The 19,325-nt window shown below is 53.0% G+C and carries 22 protein-coding genes and 1 pseudogene; 21 read left to right on the forward strand and 2 right to left on the reverse strand.

Going from position 1 to position 19,325, the window contains the following annotated elements; genetic code table 11:
• Positions 1-19: 19 nt before the first annotated feature.
• The 7 genes from T320_RS07290 to pyrR are packed head-to-tail and all read left to right on the forward strand — an operon-like array spanning position 20 to position 4,660.
• The gene (locus tag T320_RS07290; protein WP_081824789.1) at positions 20-721 is read left to right on the forward strand and encodes a YggS family pyridoxal phosphate-dependent enzyme; all 702 of its coding nucleotides are present in this window, start codon (positions 20-22) and stop codon (positions 719-721) included.
• Between the two features lie 22 nt (positions 722-743).
• Entirely contained in the window at positions 744-1,247 is a 504-nt protein-coding gene (locus T320_RS07295) for a cell division protein SepF (protein ID WP_037354438.1), read from the forward strand.
• 12 nt (positions 1,248-1,259) lie between these two features.
• The gene (locus T320_RS07300; RefSeq protein ID WP_037354440.1) at positions 1,260-2,054 is read left to right on the forward strand and encodes a YlmH family RNA-binding protein; all 795 of its coding nucleotides are present in this window, start codon (positions 1,260-1,262) and stop codon (positions 2,052-2,054) included.
• Positions 2,055-2,097: 43 nt separating this feature from the next.
• Positions 2,098-2,715, forward strand: a complete 618-nt coding sequence (locus T320_RS07305; RefSeq protein WP_231465863.1) for a DivIVA domain-containing protein — start codon at positions 2,098-2,100, stop codon at positions 2,713-2,715.
• A 6-nt stretch (positions 2,716-2,721) separates the two neighbouring features.
• A complete protein-coding gene (gene lspA, locus T320_RS07310) occupies positions 2,722-3,165 on the forward strand; it encodes a signal peptidase II (protein ID WP_026760322.1) in 444 nt (147 codons plus the stop codon).
• Complete coding sequence (locus tag T320_RS07315) at positions 3,158-4,096, forward strand: RluA family pseudouridine synthase (RefSeq protein ID WP_081824790.1); 939 nt, start codon at positions 3,158-3,160, stop codon at positions 4,094-4,096. Before lspA ends, T320_RS07315 begins: the two co-directional genes overlap by 8 nt.
• Positions 4,097-4,111: 15 nt before the next feature.
• Positions 4,112-4,660: a bifunctional pyr operon transcriptional regulator/uracil phosphoribosyltransferase PyrR gene (gene pyrR / locus T320_RS07320; RefSeq protein WP_037354445.1), complete on the forward strand. Its 549-nt coding sequence runs from the start codon at positions 4,112-4,114 to the stop codon at positions 4,658-4,660.
• A 42-nt stretch (positions 4,661-4,702) separates the two neighbouring features.
• On the opposite strand, the gene T320_RS07325 is transcribed toward pyrR, so the two are convergent.
• Positions 4,703-5,866, reverse strand: coding sequence for an MFS transporter (locus T320_RS07325; protein ID WP_037354447.1), 1,164 nt, complete (start codon positions 5,864-5,866; stop codon positions 4,703-4,705).
• 171 nt (positions 5,867-6,037) lie between these two features.
• Between T320_RS07325 and T320_RS07330 the strand changes: the two genes are divergently transcribed.
• The 7 genes from T320_RS07330 to T320_RS07360 are packed head-to-tail and all read left to right on the forward strand — an operon-like array spanning position 6,038 to position 11,909.
• Positions 6,038-7,564, forward strand: coding sequence for a hypothetical protein (locus T320_RS07330; protein ID WP_037354448.1), 1,527 nt, complete (start codon positions 6,038-6,040; stop codon positions 7,562-7,564).
• Positions 7,565-7,579: 15 nt separating this feature from the next.
• Entirely contained in the window at positions 7,580-7,915 is a 336-nt protein-coding gene (locus tag T320_RS07335) for a hypothetical protein (protein WP_037354449.1), read from the forward strand.
• 12 nt (positions 7,916-7,927) lie between these two features.
• Positions 7,928-8,506, forward strand: a complete 579-nt coding sequence (gene cbiT / locus T320_RS07340) for a precorrin-6Y C5,15-methyltransferase (decarboxylating) subunit CbiT (RefSeq protein WP_037354450.1) — start codon at positions 7,928-7,930, stop codon at positions 8,504-8,506.
• 34 nt (positions 8,507-8,540) lie between these two features.
• Positions 8,541-9,299, forward strand: a complete 759-nt coding sequence (gene cobM / locus T320_RS07345; protein ID WP_026760329.1) for a precorrin-4 C(11)-methyltransferase — start codon at positions 8,541-8,543, stop codon at positions 9,297-9,299.
• Entirely contained in the window at positions 9,296-10,408 is a 1,113-nt protein-coding gene (locus tag T320_RS07350; RefSeq protein ID WP_037354451.1) for a cobalt-precorrin 5A hydrolase, read from the forward strand. The genes cobM and T320_RS07350 overlap by 4 nt, the downstream gene beginning before the upstream one ends.
• On the forward strand, positions 10,396-11,151 hold the full coding sequence (gene cobJ / locus T320_RS07355; RefSeq protein WP_037354452.1) for a precorrin-3B C(17)-methyltransferase: 756 nt from the start codon (positions 10,396-10,398) through the stop codon (positions 11,149-11,151). The genes T320_RS07350 and cobJ overlap by 13 nt, the downstream gene beginning before the upstream one ends.
• Positions 11,148-11,909 (forward strand): cobalt-precorrin-6A reductase, encoded by a 762-nt coding sequence (locus T320_RS07360; RefSeq protein ID WP_037354454.1) that lies wholly within the window; start codon positions 11,148-11,150, stop codon positions 11,907-11,909. Before cobJ ends, T320_RS07360 begins: the two co-directional genes overlap by 4 nt.
• A gap of 355 nt (positions 11,910-12,264) precedes the next feature.
• Here T320_RS07360 and T320_RS14370 read toward each other — a convergent pair.
• Positions 12,265-13,080, reverse strand: a pseudogene (locus tag T320_RS14370) (OPT family oligopeptide transporter); the annotation flags it as partial.
• On the opposite strand from T320_RS14370, the gene T320_RS07370 reads away from it, so the two are divergent.
• The 7 genes from T320_RS07370 (at position 12,995) to dhaL (ending at position 19,299) form a co-directional block, all read left to right on the forward strand.
• Complete coding sequence (locus T320_RS07370) at positions 12,995-13,630, forward strand: precorrin-8X methylmutase (RefSeq protein WP_037354456.1); 636 nt, start codon at positions 12,995-12,997, stop codon at positions 13,628-13,630. The pseudogene T320_RS14370 and the gene T320_RS07370 sit on opposite strands and share 86 nt — an antisense overlap.
• A 2-nt stretch (positions 13,631-13,632) precedes the next feature.
• Entirely contained in the window at positions 13,633-14,223 is a 591-nt protein-coding gene (cobU, locus tag T320_RS07375) for a bifunctional adenosylcobinamide kinase/adenosylcobinamide-phosphate guanylyltransferase (RefSeq protein WP_037354458.1), read from the forward strand.
• A 4-nt stretch (positions 14,224-14,227) separates the two neighbouring features.
• Entirely contained in the window at positions 14,228-15,769 is a 1,542-nt protein-coding gene (locus tag T320_RS07380; protein WP_037354507.1) for a cobyric acid synthase, read from the forward strand.
• On the forward strand, positions 15,766-16,707 hold the full coding sequence (cbiB, locus tag T320_RS07385; protein WP_026760337.1) for an adenosylcobinamide-phosphate synthase CbiB: 942 nt from the start codon (positions 15,766-15,768) through the stop codon (positions 16,705-16,707). Before T320_RS07380 ends, cbiB begins: the two co-directional genes overlap by 4 nt.
• A gap of 37 nt (positions 16,708-16,744) precedes the next feature.
• A complete protein-coding gene (gene cobS / locus T320_RS07390; RefSeq protein WP_026760338.1) occupies positions 16,745-17,512 on the forward strand; it encodes an adenosylcobinamide-GDP ribazoletransferase in 768 nt (255 codons plus the stop codon).
• Positions 17,513-17,642: 130 nt separating this feature from the next.
• Positions 17,643-18,629, forward strand: a complete 987-nt coding sequence (locus T320_RS07395) for a dihydroxyacetone kinase subunit DhaK (protein ID WP_026760339.1) — start codon at positions 17,643-17,645, stop codon at positions 18,627-18,629.
• A gap of 22 nt (positions 18,630-18,651) precedes the next feature.
• Positions 18,652-19,299: a dihydroxyacetone kinase subunit DhaL gene (gene dhaL / locus T320_RS07400; RefSeq protein WP_037354462.1), complete on the forward strand. Its 648-nt coding sequence runs from the start codon at positions 18,652-18,654 to the stop codon at positions 19,297-19,299.
• Positions 19,300-19,325: the final 26 nt, after the last annotated feature.

The raw sequence follows: 19,325 nt of genomic DNA on the forward strand, positions 1-19,325 counted from the left end.
GAAATCAGGGGTGAGTGTTTTGGGGCAGGAAATAGCAGAGCGTTACCAGAATGTTGCAGCAAAGATTGAAGCAGCCAAGCAGCGGCGTACCACTGTGCCGAAAGATGCGGCCGTCACATTGGTGGCCGTCACCAAAAATCACGATGTGGCAGCTATGCGGGAAGCCATTGCTGCAGGTGCCACAAATGTGGGTGAAAACCGTGTGCAGGAGGCCAAGGGCAAGTTTGACGAAATCGGCAATAGCGTCACCTGGCATCTTATCGGTCACTTGCAGACCAACAAGGTGCGCCAGGCGGTGAAATTTTCAGACCTGATTCACTCCGTAGACAGTCTCCATTTGGCGGAGGCCATCAGCAGCGAGGCGGCTCGCATCGACAAGGTGCAGGACATCCTCGTGCAGGTCAATCTGGCCAAGGAGGACAGTAAGTCTGGCGTCTACCGGGAGGATTTGCAGGAAGTGCTGCAGGCGGTGACGAAACTGCCTAATCTGCGTTTGCGGGGCCTCATGTGCATGGCTCCCAACTATGATGACGTAGAAAAATGCCGCCCCCTCTTTCGGGAAATGTATAAAATTTATCAGCAGATAAAGGAAATGGGGCTGCCTGCGTCGAATATTGATATGTTATCGATGGGAATGACCCATGATTATGAAATCGCTGTGGAAGAAGGCGCCAATGTGGTGCGTGTCGGTACGGCGATATTTGGGCCGCGTCAGTATTAACGAGTAATGAAGGGGACTAATCATGAGTATTATAGATAAAGTTTGTGGAAAAATGGGCCTGATGGATCCGGCGGATGAAAAGCTGGATTACGAGGAAGAGAGAATTAAGGAAGAACGGAATTTTGAACCGGAAGAAGAGGAAGAGAGTTTTGCTATGAATCATGATCGCAGCGACAGTTCCCGGAATGTAGTGGATTTTCAGTCGGCAGCTTCTGCCCGGGAAACCAGTACCGTTACCAATATGAAGATGAAGGTTATCGTCATCGAGCCTAAGACCTTTGACGATGCCCAGCAGGTGGCGAACAATCTGCGGGAGAAAAAACCCGTGGTGATTAACTTTGAAAAGACCGAGGCTGACGATGCCAAGCGCATTATCGACTTCATCAGCGGCACGACCTATGCGCTCAACGGCGAAATCAAGAAGGTCGGCCATAATGTATTCCTCTGCGCTCCGAGCAATGTCAACGTGAGCTATACGGAAGAGGAGAAGAAAGTTTCGGCAGAAATGCCCTGGCTGAAAAAATAAGGGACACATCATATGGCAAGTGAACAAAAAGAAAAACTCATTCGATTTTATAAAGGAACTGAGGGCGAAGAAACTGTCATCAAATTGGTGGATTTAGCAGAAAATGTTCTGCGCACCCAGAAGTTCCGCATCTCCGGCTTCCTTGACCCCTTTGGGCAGGAAATTGCCGAAACCGTGGCCGCTAACTACGGCAATATCCGCGTGGATTTTGCGGGCGGCTATCAGGGGGCAGAACGGGCAAGAGCCATCTTCATCCATGAGGATTTTGCCGGTACGCCGACGAGCTTTGGCATTGACTGCATTGAAGCCAAATGGAACGGCCAGTTTGCCCGCCTCAGTCACCGGGATGTTTTGGGCGCCCTGATGGGGCAAGGCATCGAGCGCGATACCATTGGCGATTTGCTCGTAACCAATGATTCCGTCAAGATTATCTGCGAGGAAAAAATGGCAGACTTCCTGCTCTCGAACCTCGATAAAATCGGCGCGGTCGGCGTGGAATGTGAACGCTCAGACCTCAGTACCATCGCGCCCAAGGAAGAACGCTGCAAGGAAATCCGTGCGACTGTGGCATCCCTGCGCGTGGATTCCATCGCTGCTGCCGGTTTCGGCTCCTCCCGCAGCAAAGCGGCTGCTGATATTGCCGCCGATAAACTCAAAATCAACTGGCAGCCCGCCAAAAGCGCCTCCCAGAATGTCAAAGAAGGTGACATCCTTTCCATGCGTGGCAGAGGCCGGCTGGAAGTGGCCGAGGTCAGAGGTACGACGAAAAAAGGGCGTACCGTTGTAGTTTTGAAACGATATTTATAATAGATATATATACAGATAGGGGATAATCATTTTGCTTACACCAATGGACATACACAACAAGGATTTCAAGCGCAGCTTCCGCGGTTATAACGAGGATGAGATTGACGATTTCCTTGATAAAGTAGTAAACGATTATGAAAAGCTCTTCCGGGAAAATGACCGTCTGAAGGAAGATTTGGCCCGGGCGCAGAAGGATAATGAGCAGTATCATCAGTTGGAGCAGAATCTGAAGGACACGCTGCTGGTGGCGCAGAAGACTGCCGAGGAAGTAACCAGCAATGCTCGCAAGAATGCCGAGGAAACCCGGGAAAACACCGCTAAGGAATGTCAGAACAAGATTCAGGAAGCGGAGATGAACGCGGCCAAAATCATCGAAGATGCCAAGGCCAAAGCACAGGTGATTGTAGCGGAGTACGATCGTCTGGTACGCGAAAAGAATAATTTCCTGCGCAAGGTGAAGATTACCATGGAATCGGAACTGGCCATCATCAACGAAACCCTTTCCGAGCTGCCGGACCCGGAGAAGGAAGAACGGGAAAAGAAGGCTATGGGCACGCAGGCAGAGGCTCTGCAGAAGGCATTGTCCGAGCATCAGGCTGTTCCCTATGAGGCCAAGGAACTTGGTGAGGAAGAGTCTGATGAGGAGAAGCAGGAGGACTAAGGTACATTGGCAGGGGGATTGTTTTTTGTACTGCTGGTGTTAGACCAGTTGGTAAAAGGCTTAGTCACGCTAACGATGACGCCGGGAGAGAGTGTTCCCGTCATCAAAAATTTCTTTCATATCACCTATGTCCTGAATCCCGGGGCGGCTTTCGGCATACTGCCCCATCAAAGCTGGTTCTTTATTCTGGCCGGCGCAGCAATGATTGCGGTGTTTTGTTTTTATTACCCTAAGCTGAAACAGCATTGCGCTTACTTTCATTATGGCTGCGTGGCATTGCTGTCCGGGGCGGTCAGCAATCTGATTGACCGGGTGCGCAGCGGGCTGGTCATTGACTTTTTTGACTTCCGGGTATGGCCGGTGTTCAACATTGCAGATATTGCCATTGTGCTGGGAGTCATCAGCATGATTTATGCCATTCTCTACAAGGAAAAGGAAACGGATGAATAATATGGAACCTATGGTATTTAAGGCAGAGGTAAAGGGACAGCGTCTGGATGTGTTCGTGGTGGAACACTGTCCGGAGCTCTCCCGTTCCCATGTGCAAAAACTCATTGAACAGGGAATGGTGCTGGTGGATGGTGCTCAGCGCAAGGCCAATTATAAATTGCGGGGCACGGAGGAAGTGCAGGTGTCGGTTCCCGAGGCGGAGCCCATCACCGCTGCGCCCGAGGATATTCCACTGGATATCCTCTATGAGGACAAGGACATCATTGTGGTGAACAAGGCACGGGGCATGGTCGTGCATCCGGCTTCGGGTGTATACAGCGGCACTTTAGTCAATGCGCTGCTTCATCATTGCCAGGATTTATCCGGCATCAATGGGGAAATCCGTCCCGGCATTGTCCATCGTCTGGATAAGGACACTTCCGGTGTCATGGTCTGTGCGAAAAATGACACGGCCCATTTGGACTTGGCCGAGCAGATTCGTACCAAGACGGCGCACCGCACATATTGGGCCATTGTTCATGGCAACATCAAGGAAGAAGTGGGCATTATCAAGGGCGATATTGGCCGTCATCCCACCGACCGCAAGAAGATGGCTATTGTGCGGGAAAATGGCAAGCCTGCGGTAACGCATTTCAAGGTGCTGGAGCGGTTCGGCGAATATACTTTGGTGGAGTGCAAGCTGGAAACAGGCCGTACCCATCAGATTCGTGTTCATATGACCAGTATTGGTCATCCTTTGGTCAATGACCCCAAGTATGGGCCGAAGAAGTCTTCGCCCTTTGCCATTCAGGGACAGGCCCTTCATTCTCTGCAGCTGACGCTGACTCATCCCGTGACCAAAGAGGAAATGACTTTTACGGCACCTGTGCCCAGTGATATGGAAAAGATTTTGACCGGCCTGCGCAACAAGCGCATGAAGGCGCAGCAATAACAGGAGGCGAGGAAGATGGAATTTACCGATAAGACCGTCCTGATGGACAGCGAAGGCATCCGCCGGGCGCTGACCCGTATCTCCCATGAGATTGTGGAGAAGAACAAGGGCGTGGAAAATATCGTTCTGGTGGGCATTCGTACCCGGGGCGTTCCCATTGCGGAGCGTCTGGCGGCTAATATCGAGAAAATCGAAGGCCAAAAGCCGCCGGTGGGCGTGCTGGACATCACCCTTTATCGGGATGACTTGTCAACGCTGGCCTATCAGCCCATTGTACGGCCTACGGAACTGCCGGTGGACATCACAGGCAAGACTGTAGTGCTCGTGGATGATGTGCTCTACACGGGGCGTACCATCCGTGCCGCTCTGGATGCGATTATCGACAACGGTCGTCCCAAGACCATTCAGCTTGCGGTGCTCATTGACCGCGGTCATCGGGAACTGCCCATCCGCGCCGATTTTGTGGGCAAGAACGTACCCACATCTTCCAAAGAAGCCATCAGCGTGCAGCTGCAGTCTACGGATGAAGCCGAGCAGGTCATGCTAAGAGAAATCAAGGAATAAGAAAAATCCCTGACATGTCAATTGACGGGTCAGGGATTTTTCTTATGCTTTTTTCGGCTCTGGCAGCAGGAAGGTGGCGGCGGCACAGCAGATGGAGATGGCGAGGATGACCAGCATCACTGCGGCAATGCCGTAGCTGTCAGCGTACCAGCCGAGGGAGGGCACGATGATGCCGCCAAGGCTGAAGGAGAGGCCCAGAGTTACGCCGGAAGCAAAGCCGAGGCTCTTAGCAAGATAGCTTTGACCAAGCACCACAAAGGCGGCGTAGGGGCCCTGCATGGCAAAGCTCATGGGAATCAGCATGGCATAGACGGCCCAAATGTTCTGGGTGAAGACGATGACAGCAAGACAGGGCACCAGCAGGCAGGCACCATAGCGCATGGTGCGGACATAGCCCTTGCGGTCAGCGAGCAAGCCGCCGACCAAGGTAGCCAGTACACCGGCAATGGAGATGATGGAAAGCGTTGCACTGCCCACGGCATGGCTGGCGCCGAGCACCTGAATGCAGAACAGGGGCAGGAAACTGCTGATGGCCGTAAAGAGGGTGGAGCGGAAGACGATGACGAGGAAAAGACGGGAGAAGGCCCGCCAATCGTTTTCGCGTGGAATGGGATTGTCTGCCGCTTTTTTGGTCACGGCAGCTAACTGCCGGGCGGATTCCCGACGGATGGCCGGTGCAGCCAGAGCAATCATGGCGGCGGTGAACAGGGAGGCAATGGCGTAAAAGGCTGTGCCTTTCATGCCGAAGGTGGTGACGAGAAAGACAGCCAGAAGCGGGCCGAGGCCGAAGCCGCCGTTGCCGCCAACGCTGAAGATGCTCATGCCCTGTCCCTTTTTCTTTCCGGCAATGGCGTTGACGTTGCGGGCGGCTTCCGGGTGGAAGATGGAACTGCCGATACCCATGAGGGTGACGGCGGCAAAGATGCTCCAATAGTTGGTGACAAAACCTGTAACGCCTAGGGAAAGGCCTGCCATCAGCACGCCTAAGACCATAAACCACTGGCGGGAACCCTTGTCCGCCAGCCAGCCGAACAGGGGCTGGATGATGGAGGAAAGGAAGGAGGAGGCGAACATCAGCCCGGCAATGGAGGTGTAGTCCATGCCGTATTCGCTGACGAAGAAGGGCAGTAGTGCCGGCAGGGAACCGGAGTTGATATCAACACTGAGGTGTCCGGCTGACAGCATATAGAGATATTTTTTATTCATGGTGGGAATGCTCCTTTGGAATCGATAATTTATATTGTAACAAGTTTTATCGTGACAAGCAATTTTTGATTTTACAAGGTTACGTTTGGCGGCCCATTTCATTTTGAACAATAGCTTATGTTATGTTATAATGTACTTTGTTAATTTATGAATTGTAGAGGTTCCGGTTGTATGGATAATGTATATTCGCTGGTCGAACATTTTTATGAAGAAAATAATGCTGCCGGGCAGATTGTGCCACAGGAGACTGTGGAGGCATATTTGCGCCGCAATGCCTGGCATGGAGCTGATGATGATGAGCTCAAGCGCATTTGGAGCATTATTTCCCTGCTCATCAACTATGTTGACCAGCTGAATCTCTATTCGTTTGTCTCGCTGACGGTGTACGATTATCAGGAACTCATTTATCGTTACGCCAACGACCGGGCGGATTTTATGCTGGCGGAGGCGGATATCATTAAGTTCTTCGCGGCAGCGGATAAATTCTATGAATATCTTCAGCGTACCTGTAAGACTGACGATTACCGGCAGGGCTTGCAGGCGGCCAAGGATTCCCTTTATGAGGGCGGCTATTTCTTCCTGCCGGATAGGCGGGATGGTGACGAGTTCTACAGTTCTCTGGAGCATATGGAGGAAGTGCCTGCGGAAACCATGCAGCGCCTCAACAAGATGCTCGATGAACTTCTGCACCGGATTGACGATTATTATAAACAGCCTTCTTTCCGCCGTGATATGGACCGGGCGGTCGTGATGTACGCCGGGCCGGAGTATGATGGACAGGAGTCCTTGCCGGAAGAGGAACGGCGTAATTTTTGGTTCGGCTTCTGGGATTTTTTTCTGTTCGATTATCATCTCATTGGCTCGGATGCTATTCCCCTGCGCCATTATTATGAGCACGAGCGGGATAAGCTCTCGACCTCTGAGCAGGATATCTTGCGGGATTTGCTGCGCTCAAGGTTCACCGTGTTTCGCATTGAAGCGGTGGCTGAGGACTTTGTCAGCTGCCGTAACTTCTTCACGGGCGAGAATTTTGAACTGCCGGTGCCGGAATTGGCGCTGGGCAATTATAACAACTGTATTCTCTATGGACATATTCATTCCCATGGGGTGATGCTGCTCAATTACATCACGACCTTGACGGCCAGCCGTAAGCTGCAGCAGCGGATGCGGGATGTGATTTTACGGCAGTATGAGCTGTTCAAGTTTCAGAGCCCGCAGGCGGAGCTGAAGGATTTCTTTGCCCGTCATGCAGGTGTGGTACGTCATACCCTGCAGATTTTAGCCAGCTATGCCCAGCTCAACGTGCTCAAGAGCCGTCATGTGATGCAGCCCCTGCCGGATAATCCCGAGGTGGCAGATAATTTCAAGGCGGACATTGATTTACTGCGGCGAGTGGCCAAGCATGTGGGCTTCAGCAAGTTTGAGATTAATCTGCTGGTCAAATTCTTTACGGATTATATGACGGTGGCGGCTTTGGATAAGACCGACGATATTCTGATTACGGCGCTGCTGTTGAAGTTTGCGCAGATAAATGGCGTGGACTTGTCCGGCCAGTCGGAGATTTACGAGCTCTTGGGCATCGACAGCGAATCGGTCTGGGCTGCGATGAAGCGGATTTTTGAGACGCTGGATTGTGGGATGTTTGACCCCCGCTATTTGACGGAAGAGGCCTTTATCAAGAGTCTTTATTATGGATAAAACGAGGTGAGAGTCATGGAACAGGATGAAAGCAAAGTTCGGGTGATGTCCCCAAATGAAAGCGATAATTATGACGGTGTAACGATTGAAGAGGGCGGCGAGCGCCAGTCCCGTCAGTCTGCCGGCGGTTTTCATCACCGTGCGGGAAATTTTGGTCAGGTCTTTACGGTGCGCACTCTTAGCTGGCGGGAACTTCTGCTCGGCCCCGGAGGCTGGCAGCGGATTTTGATGCTGGTGGGCGCGGTGGCCGTGCTGGGCTTCCTGCTCTTCGTGGCTCTGCCAGTAATCGTGGTATTGTTGGGCGTGGGCGTGGCGATATGGCTGGTACTGCGTCTCTTTTTAGGCAGATAAGGAGGGGTTGGCATGGATTTTCTCGGCATTGCAGATGAGGAATTCATTCGTCAGGATGTGCCCATGACGAAACAGGAAATCCGGATTTTGAGCCTGGTGAAGGCACAGATTGCTCCGGATGCGGTGGTTTATGATATCGGTGCGGGTACCGGCTCCATTTCCATTGAAGCGGCAAGGCTGGCACCGCAGGGGCAGGTTTATGCCATTGAGCGCAGCAGTGAGGGGATTGGCCTCATCCGCGCCAATGCAGCCAATTTTGCGGTGAAAAATGTGAAGGTGATTCAGGCCGAAGCCCCCGAAGGACTGGCTGACCTGCCCGAGGCAGATGCGATTCTGATTGGCGGCAGCGGCGGCAATCTGCAGGAAATTTTGACAGAAGTAACGCCAAAGCTCAAGGCATCCGGCCGTCTGGTGCTCAACTGCATCACGGTGCAGACGCTGATGCAGTGCATTGAGTTCATGCGGGAGCATTCGGATACATATATTTACGAGGCCATTCAGGTGCAAGTAACGCGCTTGCAGCAGGTGGGAACTTACGATATGGCCAAGGCCAACAATCCGATTTACATTGTCACCTGCTGGAAAAAATAAAGAAACTTGAATTTTTGTGAGAGAAGGAATAAGGATGGTACATATTGTGGGAGCAGGCCCGGGTGACCCGGAACTGATTACGGTCAAAGGGGCCAATTACCTGAAAGAAGCAGATGTGGTTATTTACGCCGGGTCATTGGTGAATCCGAAGTTGTTGGAATACTGCCGCGAGGATGCGCAGATTCATAACTCCGCTTCCATGACGCTGGATGAAGTGGTGGCAACCATTGAACAGGCGGAAAAAGAGGGCAAGATGACGGTGCGCCTCCACACAGGCGACCCCTCCGTTTATGGTGCCATTCAGGAACAGATGGATGCCTTCCGCAAGAAGAACATCGAGTTTGACATTGTGCCGGGGGTAAGCTCCTGCTTTGCCACGGCAGCAGCCTTGCAGCAGGAATACACCCTGCCGGGCATCAGCCAGACGGTCATCATCACGCGCAACGAAGGCCGTACGCCGGTGCCGGACAAGGAAAAGCTCCGCAGTCTGGCCCAGCATCAGTCCACCATGTGCATTTACCTGTCCATCACGATGCTCGACAAGGTGGTGGAAGAACTCATGGCGGGCGGTTATCCGGCAGATACCCCCATTGCTATCGTGCAGCGGGCTTCCTGGCCTGAGCAGAAAATCGTGCGGGGTACCCTTGAAACAATTGTCAAGGACATTGAGGGCAAGGATATCGACCGCACGGCCATGATTGTGGTGAGTCACTGCCTCGGGGCTGATTACGATTTGTCCCGTCTTTATGCGCCGGAGTTCTCCCATATGTTCCGAAAGGCTGTGAAAGAATGAGATTAGCTTGTATGGCGATTACGGAGCAGGGCTTGCAGCTCGCTCAAACCATAAGACATTGCCTGGATGAATATGTGGACATTTACGTCAGCGAGAAGCTGGTGCCGAATGAGGAAGCCAAGAAAAAAATGCAGGTGCATACCTTTGGCAAACTCAGTGAGGCTGTGACAAAGAATTTTCAGGCCTATGAAGGACTGATTTTCGTCATGGCTACGGGCATTGTGGTGCGCACCATTGCACCCTTGCTGCAGGACAAACTTACGGACCCTGCAGTGGTTGTCTTTGACGAGCAGGGCAAGCACGGCATCAGCCTGTTGTCCGGCCATGTCGGCGGCGCCAACGAACTAACCCGTCAGATTTGTCAGGCCATTGGTGCCGGTGCGGTGATTACCACGGCTACGGACATCAATGAAAAGCTGGCTCCGGATGCGCTGGCTACCCGTCTGGGACTGCGCCCCTGGCCGAAGGTGCGCATTAAGACCATGAATGCGGGTCTGCTGGAGGGGCGGAAGCTCCACTGGCGCATTGACCGGACGCTTCCCCATAGTGTCTTTTACAAGCGGAAACTGGAGCAGTATGGGCAGTGGGCGGATTTGTGCGTGCCCAGCCAGCTGCTGGCTGTACTCCCTGAGGAAAAGGAGCAGCTGGAAGTGGTGATTATTGGGGAACGGCAGTTGCCGGAACTGGCAGATTTGCCGAAGAACATTCTCTGTCTTACGCCGCGCAGGCTCATTGCCGGGGTAGGCTGCCGCAGAGGAACACCTGCGGCACTGGTGATGTCCGCTTTGGATACGGCCTGCCGCATGATTGGCCGCGACCGCTCCTTTATCGACGAGCTGGCCAGCACCATCGTGAAGAAACACGAGGCAGGTATCGTCTATGCGGGTGACAGTCTGGTGCGTCCCGTAAAATTCTACGACAACGATAAGATGGAAAAGATGATTGAAGTCCATCAGCTCGAAGAGTCGGACTTCGTCAAGGAAAATATCGGCATTGGCAATGTCTGCGAAGCAGCTGCTTATTGCTCTGTTGGTGATAAGGGCGGCAGACTGGCCTTGCGGAAAACGAATTTTGAAAAGGTGACGGTGGCTTTATTATGGGAAAAATAACAGTTGTAGGCATTGGCCCGGGCAGCCTCTTGGACATGACCCCGCGGGCACGGCAGGCCATTGAGTCTGCAGAGGTAATTGCCGGTTACAATACCTATATCAAGCTGATTGAGGAACTCTTAGATGACCGTAAGGTTATTGGTACGGCCATGATGCAGGAAATCGACCGTTGCAAAATGGCTGTGGCCGAAGCGGCAGAAGGCCGTGATACCGTAGTGGTATCCAGCGGTGATGCTGGCGTCTACGGCATGGCAGGTTTGGTCTTGGAATTGGTATTGCAGCAGCCGGAGGATAAACGCCCGGAATTTGGCGGCGTGATTGCCGGTGTGTCTGCCGTCAATGCGGCAGCCTCTGTATTGGGCGCGCCGTTGATGCACGACTTTGCCGTCATCAGCCTGTCGGACTTGCTGACGCCTTGGGAGACCATTGAAAAGCGCATTGAAATGGCCGCACAGGGAGATTTCGTTACGGCACTTTACAACCCCAAGAGCAAGAAGCGGGTGGAAAATATCGAGCGGGTGCGTGAAATCATGCTGCAGCACCGCAAGGCTGATACGCCGGTAGGCATCGTGACGGCTGCCAGCCGCGAGGGTGAGGGCAAGATTATCTCCACGCTGGAGGACTTCACCAAGCAGGAAATCAATATGTTCTCGCTGGTCATCATTGGTAACTCCATGACCTATGTGAAGGATGGCTATATGATTACGCCCCGCGGTTATGGCAATAAGGAGCCGGGCTTATGATTTTCGTGCTGGCAGGCACCCAGGATGGCCGGGAAATCGTCAGGCTCCTGCTGGAACAGGGCCATGATGTGGCAGCCTCCGTGGTCAGCAGCTACGGCGGAGAACTGCTGGCCCATGCCTGCGGTCAGAGATGCCTGATTAACGATAAGCCGCTGGATGAAGCGGCGCTCAAGGATTATCTGCAGGAGCATGACATCCGCCTGCTCGTGGATGCCAGCCATCCCTATGCGGCCAATGTAAGCCGCAATGCCATAGCGGTCTGCCAGGCGCTGTCCATCCCCTATATCCGCTACGAGCGTGACTTGTCAAAATTCGACTACGACAGGATTACCGTGGTGCACAGCTATGAGGAAGCGGCGCAGGCGGCGGCAGCGTTGGGGAAAAAGATATTCCTCACCACCGGCAGCCGCAATCTGGATAAATTCGTGCACAGTCCGGACTTAAAGGACTGCGAGCTCACGGCAAGGGTCCTGCCCACTGCTGAGGTTATCGGTTTATGCGAATCGCTGGGATTGGATGCCGGCCATATTGTAGCGCTGCAGGGGCCGTTTTCCCAGGAACTCAATCGGGAGCTGTTCCGCAAGTATGGGGCGGAAGTTATCATCACCAAAAACAGCGGCACCATTGGCGGTACGGATACAAAATTTGCCGCCGCGGCTGAACTCAATCTGCCCATTGTGCTTATTGATAGGCCCAAGTTAAACTATCCGTGTATAACCCATGACTATGCAGAGGTTTTGGCCTTTGTAAGGCAATGATACAGAGAAATAATTCCTGTCACAGGCAGGGATTATTTTTTTGCAATAAAAAACTGCTGCGCAGGGAGTCTGCGCAGCAGCGTAAAAATTCAGGTTTTAGTTGTTTTTATTGCCGAGCACCGTCTTGCCGAAGATGGCCAGCGTTACGAGGAATACGATAAGGCCTAAGAATTCAGCCGTGTCAGCAAAATCCTTGCCGACGAGCGCCAGCGGGCTGTCGCTGCCGCCGCTCGTAACCGAAACAACGATGATGCCGGCGAGGGCAACACCAATCAGCGATTCGCCGACGATAAGCCCGGAAGCGAACAGTGTGCCACGGCGTATGCCATTTTTCTCGCCTTCCTCACCTTTGCTTTGTCAGCGCAAATACCCAGCCAATGCTTTTGATTGACATGTCAATATCCATGCGGTGTCTGTCCTGCTCTTCCTTGGGCATGCGTACCGACGCGATGGATTCCTTGACGCCATCGATGACCGGACGGGCAAGGGTGATAAGAGTCCAGACTGCAGCCACACCCATGGCGCCTGCGCCGATCAGACGGACGCGATCCTGATAGACCGCACCGGCAAATTTTTGCATGGTCATGCCATCCGGCAGAGCACTTGTAATCGCATAGAACGGTACAAAGCCCGCCCAGGCAATCAGAATGCCGACGAGCATGGCCAGTCCCGAAGCAATGCCGATAAGATAACCGGCACCGACAAGAGCTGTCGAGTAACCGATGGGGAACTGCGTCATGCCCCGACCCACATGAAACCAAAGTGAGAGACCGCCGGAAAGAACCTGAAAGCCGTTGGAAAGCAGGGCGACGACACCGGCCACGATACCGCCGGACATGATTTCTTTGAGACCGCTGCCCTGTTTAGAATTCGCCGTCTCATTGCTGCCGACCTTCAGAATTTCAGCAGCAGCTACGCCTTCGGGATAGGCCAGGTCGCTATGGACGACCATCGCACGGCGCAGCGGAATCGTGAACAGTATATACATGTAACTTGAACGCGCCTTGAATGTATCTGCAGGGTGCGTAAGCAGGATAAATGTGATAATATATACAATGTATGATAGAGAAGATGAGGTGACGATTATGGATTTTATTAAGCAGCCTATGGAGATAGAAAATCGCAGTATGGAAATTATTGCGCCGCATTTGGAGGGGCTGAACCTCAGCCCGGAGCAGGTGAAGGTTTATTCCCGACTCATTCATGCGGCAGGTGATGTGGATTATGCACCCATCATTAAGATGTCTGCAGATGCCATTGAGCAGGCGATGACAGCCTTAAAGGGCGGCTGTGATATTTACACCGATGTGGAAATGGTGCGCACGGGCATCAACAAGCGCAAGCTCTCGTCCTTCGGCGGGCAGGTGCATTGCCTGATTGCCGATGAGGAAGTGGCAAAGACAGCCAAAGAGCAGGGCATTACCCGCTCGATGGCAGCCATGCGCAAGTTTGGTCAGGAGATGAATGGTGCCATCATTGCCATCGGCAATGCACCCACGGCTCTCTTTGAAGTTCTGCGTCAGGTGGAAGAAGAAAATCTGCGTCCCGCCTGCATTGTGGGCATTCCCGTAGGTTTTGTGGGTGCGGCTGATTCCAAGGCGGAACTTGCGAAGCAGGAAACGGTGCCCTTCATTACCGTTGAAGGCACGAAAGGCGGCAGCCCCATTGCGGCAGCGGCGGTTAATGCCATGATGTATCTCATCAACAACGACAGAGGCTGATTATGGCAGGGAAAATTATCTTAGTCACCGGCGGCGCTCGTTCGGGAAAATCTGCTTTTGCGGAAAAACTGGCGGCGGAGATGGGCACATCTATTGGCTATATTGCCACGGCGCAGATTTACGATGAGGAAATGCGCTATCGGGTCAAGCTGCACCGTGAGCGGCGGCCATCCTCCTGGCAGACCTGGGAAGCTCCGTTTGAGGCGGAAAAAACAATTGCCGAGGCGGCAAAGTCGTATAAAGTGTTGCTCTTTGACTGTCTTACGCTGTATCTCAGCAATCATCTGTGCAGAATCCTCTATGATGAATTAAACGATGAAGTGGCTTATCAGATTGTTGAGAAACAGATGGGCGCCTTGGTGCGGGCGGCGCAGGCAGCTGCTGAGCAGGGGACTTCCACGATTTTTGTCACCAATGAAGTGGGCGCTGGTATTGTGCCAGAAAACAAACTGTCCCGGCTTTATCGGGATGCCAGCGGGCTGAGCAATCAGCGGGTTGCCGCCGCCGCGGATGATGTATACGCCGTTATCGCGGGGATTCCCGTTAATATCAAAAAACTCAATGCCTGCCTTATGCAGGAAAAGGATGGATAAACAAATGGCAAACTCCATTATGCTGATGGGCACAAGCTCTCATGTGGGCAAAAGCATTATCACCACAGCCTTGTGCCGTATCTTTCATCAGGAAGGGCGCAAGGTCGTGCCCTTTAAGGCGCAGAATATGGCGCTCAATTCCTATGTGACCAAAGACGGTAAGGAAATGGGCCGGGCGCAGGTGGCGCAGGCCGAAGCGGCAGGACTCGAACCCATGGTCGATATGAATCCGGTGCTCTTAAAACCCACGGGCAATTCCTGCTCGCAGGTGGTACTGAACGGCAAGGCCATTGGCAATATGAGTGCCCGCGAATACCACAAGGGCTATTCGTTGAAAGCCTTTGGCGCTGTGACCGAGGCTTTAGAGCGGCTGCAGAAAAATTTTGATACGCTGGTTATCGAGGGGGCCGGCAGCCCGGCAGAAGTCAATCTCAAGGCCAACGATATTGTCAATATGCGGGTAGCCAAGCACTTAAATGCGCCGGTGCTCTTGATTGCCGATATTGACCGAGGCGGAGCCCTTGCTTCCCTCGTAGGTACACTGGAACTCTTGGACGAGGACGAGCGGGCTTTGGTCAAAGGACTTATCATCAACAAGTTCCGCGGGGATGTGACCTTGCTGACTCCTGCTGTGGATTTTTTGGAGCAGAAGACCGGCAAGCCAGTGCTGGGCATTGTGCCGCATATTGAGGATATGGGCATTGATGATGAGGATTCCGTTTCGCTGGATGATAAAGTGGTGGAACAGGACCAGCCGCAGGCAGATTTGCATATCGCCGTAATCCAGACGCCGAAGATTTCCAACTTTACGGACTTTGACAGTCTGGCGGCAGAGCCGGATGTTTCCCTTTATTATGTGAAGCGCGTGGAAGACTTGGGCGAGCCAGATTTGATTCTCTTGCCCGGTTCCAAGAATACCACGGAGGATTTGCTGCATCTGCGGGAATGCGGCCTCGAAGATGCTATCCGCGAAAAAGTTGCTGGCGGCACACCGCTCTGGGGCATTTGCGGTGGCTATCAGATGCTGGGCCAAAAGATTGCGGACCCGCTGCATACGGAATCGGCTAACGATGAAGTGGCGGGCTTGGGGTATCTGCCCATGGAAACCACCTTTGCGGCCGAAAAACTCACCAGTCAGGTGCAGGCTGACTGTGTACAGCTGAACTTCTTGGGCCGAGAGATTACAGGCAAAGGCCTTTATGGCTATGAGATTCATACAGGGGAAACGAAGTTTGATGGTGCGCCCGCTCACCCCTTCCAAATAATTGACCGGTCAAATGAAAGCGTTAATATTGCCGAAGGTTTGACATGTCAAATTGACGGTCAGGGGCAGGTGACGGGCACCTACATTCATGGCATCTTTGACCATGACGATTTCCGGCGGCAGATTCTAAACGCCCTGCGTGCCCGCAAGGGGCTTGGCGACCTGCCCATCCAGCGCAGTGTGCGTCAGGAAAAGGAGCGGGCCTATAACCGTCTGGCCAGTGTGGTACGCGCCAGCCTCGATATGGAAAAACTGGCTGAAATTATGGGTGAGCGCCCATGATGACGGGAATTTTGGCCTTTCTGCTGGACTGCATTATCGGTGACCCCAAGAGTTCCTGGCATCCTGTGGTGCTGATGGGGAAGATGATTTCCTTTTGGGAGCGTCTCTTTTATCACCCAGAGGATAAGGATAGCCGTAAATTTGCCTGGGGCGCGGTGCTGGTGCTGCTGGTTCTTTGGCTGACCTATGCTGTGGCAGAGGGCATTATGCTCTTGTCATACAAAATCCCTTGGAGCTTTGGCAGTACGGCGGTGGGCGCAGTCATGCTGTCCTTTGCCATTTCGCCCAAGAGTCTGGCCAAGGCGGGTAAGGAACTTTATGGTTTGCTGCTGGCGGGGGATATGGCGGAAGCCCGGCGGAAGGTGGGCTGGATTGTAGGCCGCGACACGGACAAGCTCGACGAACCGGAAATCGCGCGGGCAACGGTGGAAACCATTGCGGAGAACACCACGGACGGCATTATCGCGCCCCTGTTCTTCTTTGTTCTGGGAGGCGTGCCACTGGCTATGGTCTATCGGGCGGCTAACACCATGGATTCCATGATTGGCTACAAGAACGATAAGTATCTTTACTTTGGCCGGGCGGCGGCGCGGCTCGATGATGTGCTGAATTATATCCCTGCCCGCATCACGGCGGTGCTCTTTGTCTTTGCGGCCTGGATTCTGGGCTACGATTACAAATTTGCCTATCGCATGATGCTCCGCGATGCGAAAAAACATCCCAGCCCGAATGGCGGCTATGCGGAAGCTACGGTGGCCGGTGCCCTCCATGTGCGTTTGGGAGGCTATAACTCTTACTTTGGCCAGCAGCATTTCCGCGAGTATATGGGTGAGCCGTTGGAAACTTTGGGCATCAAGCATATTATGGGCGCAATCCGCCTGATGTACACGGCAACTGTGATGTTTATCATTATCTGTTACGCCATGTTTGGGTTATGATAGGTGTGATAAAAATCACAAGAGAGGATGCTGTTTGATGAAATCATTTATTACGGCCCTGCAATTCCTGACGCGGATTCATCTGAAGAACCAAATGGATTTAACGGCGGAAGACTTCGGCCGCAGTACGAAGTTCTTTCCTTTGGTGGGGCTTATCTTAGGTCTTATTTATATGCTGGCTTCCTGGTGCTTGATTGCCGTCTTTGGCTGGGCCAATCTTGTCACGACCTTGCTGGTGATTTTGCCGGTGCTGCTCACGGGCGGTCTGATGCTGGATGGTTTTATGGATACTGTGGATGGTGTCTTTTCCGGACGGGAACGGGAGCGGCAGCTGGAAATCATGAAGGACAGCCGGGTGGGTTCCTTCGGCGTGCTTGCCTTGGTATGCCTCTTTTTGGTCAATTGGTCGGCTCTGCGGGATGTGAAGCTGGTGCTCATTATGACGGCACTTTTCGTCATGCCCATTATCGGCCGCATGGCCATGGTGATGGCGATTGCTTTCTTCCCTTATGCTCGCAAGGAGGGCATGGGCAAAATCTTTGCGGAAATGGCCGACAGAGAAACGGTGCTGCTGGCGGCGGCAGTCACGCTGGTCTTTGTGGTTCCCTGGGGACAGGCCGCCATTGCAGCGCTTCTGATTGGCTTGGGCTTTGCATGGCTCGTGGCCAAATGGCTGACGTATAAGCTCGGCGGACTTACTGGTGACACCTATGGCGCTATCGAAACCCTGACGGAAACGGTGGTGCTGCTGGTATTCTGGGGCACTTCCTGGATTCCCGGCGGCTTGCATATTTTGTGGCGTTAATAAAATATTTTTATTTAGCAGGAAATAATCTGCTCTGGCACGAATAAGAATCGTGAGATGGGATTATTTTCTGCTTTTTTAACGTGGATGTTCATAAAATTCTGTCTGATGTAAGCAAGGAAGTGAGAGCGTGAAGAAGTTCATCAATAGACCGGACAATTTGGAAGCTGAGGTCAACCGGGGACTGGCTTTGTCCAAACCGAATATTCTTCGTCAATTGCCGGACTGCAATGTTATGGTCAGGCAGAATTTGAAAAAGGATAGAGTGGCTTTGGTCTTTGGCTGTGGCAGTGGTCATGAACCGGCACCGAACGGTTATGTGGGATATGGCATGCTCGACGCAGGTATCCCGGGCAAGATTTTTTCTTCCCCAACCCCGGATATGATTCTTAAGGGCATTAAGGAAGTTCAAAACGAGGCGGGCGTGCTCTGCCTGATTGTGAACTATACCGGAGATGTGCTGAATTTCCGCATGGCCATGGAAATGGCGCAGATGGAAAATATTGCGGTGGAGTCGGTGATTATAGCCGATGATGTGGCCACCCAGAAAAATAAATCCGTGGGTCGCAGAGGTTTGGCCGGTGTGGTGCTGGTGATGAAAATTGCCGGGGCTGAGGCGGAACTTGGTTCTGACCTTTACCGGGTAAAAGAAGTGGCTGAGTGGGCGGCTTCCGGTATGCGGACCATTGGCGTGGCTTGTCGTCCCTGTATCATTCCCGCTGACGGGGAACCCAGCTTTGAGCTGGGCGAGCAGGAAATGGAAATCGGTATGGGCCTGCATGGCGAGCCGGGTGTTTTGCGCTGCAGTATGATGACGGTCAAAGAGACGGTGCATCAGATGCTGGACCTCATCCTGCTCGATTGTAACTACGAGAACAGTGAAGTGGTGGTGCTCATTAATGGGTTGGGTGGAACACCTCCCATGGAGCTCTATGTGGTCAATGACTGTGTTCATCAGTATTTGGGGGATGCGGGCATAAAGATTTACGATACCATGATTGGCAATTACATGACATCGATGGAAATGGGTGGTTTTTCCATCAGCCTGATGCGGCTTGACCCCCATTTGAAAGCTCTTTATGACATGGCGGCGGAAACGCCCATTATCAGGCGTTGACGGACGAAGGAGGATATGCTGTATGTTCGGAAAAGAATATATGTTAGCAGCTCTGGAGACCATCTGCCGGGATATCATTGAGCATGAGGAGGAGCTGAACCGTCTGGATAACGCCATCGGCGATGGCGACCACGGTACAAATATGGCCAGATTTTCCCGCATTGTCTTACAGGAACTGCCGAAGCTGGCAGCAGATAATGAACAGCTGGGGGAAATCTTTCATCAGGTGGGGATGCGCTGTATCAATGAAATCGGCGGCTCCGCTGGCCCGCTGTTTGGCACGTTTTTCCTGCGGGCAGGGATGGCCAGTATGGGCAAGACTGTTCTTACCCCCGCTGATTGGGCGATGGCCTTCGATGCAGGTACCATGGGCGTCTCTTTGCTGGGCAAGAGCAGTGAAGGGGATAAGACCATGTTAGATGCCATGTTCCCGGCGGGCAGAGCCATGCAGAAAGCTGTGGGGAAGGGCGGCAGCCTGCCGGAGGTTTTGGCAGCCGGTGCGGAAGCAGCTGAAAATGGTGTGCTCTACACGAAAACCATTCAGGCTAACAAGGGAAGAGCATCTTATCTGGGCTCCCGCAGCATTGGCCATCAGGACCCTGGTGCCACCACCATTATGTTGATGCTTCAGGCCATGCATAAAGTGGCAGTGGAGCGGGATGTGGATTGAGTTATGGATTACGACCTGTCAGTAGG

The sequence above is a fragment of the Selenomonas sp. FC4001 genome (genome assembly GCF_000701565.1).
Classification (GTDB): Bacteria; Bacillota; Negativicutes; order Selenomonadales; family Selenomonadaceae; genus Selenomonas_A; species Selenomonas_A ruminantium_B.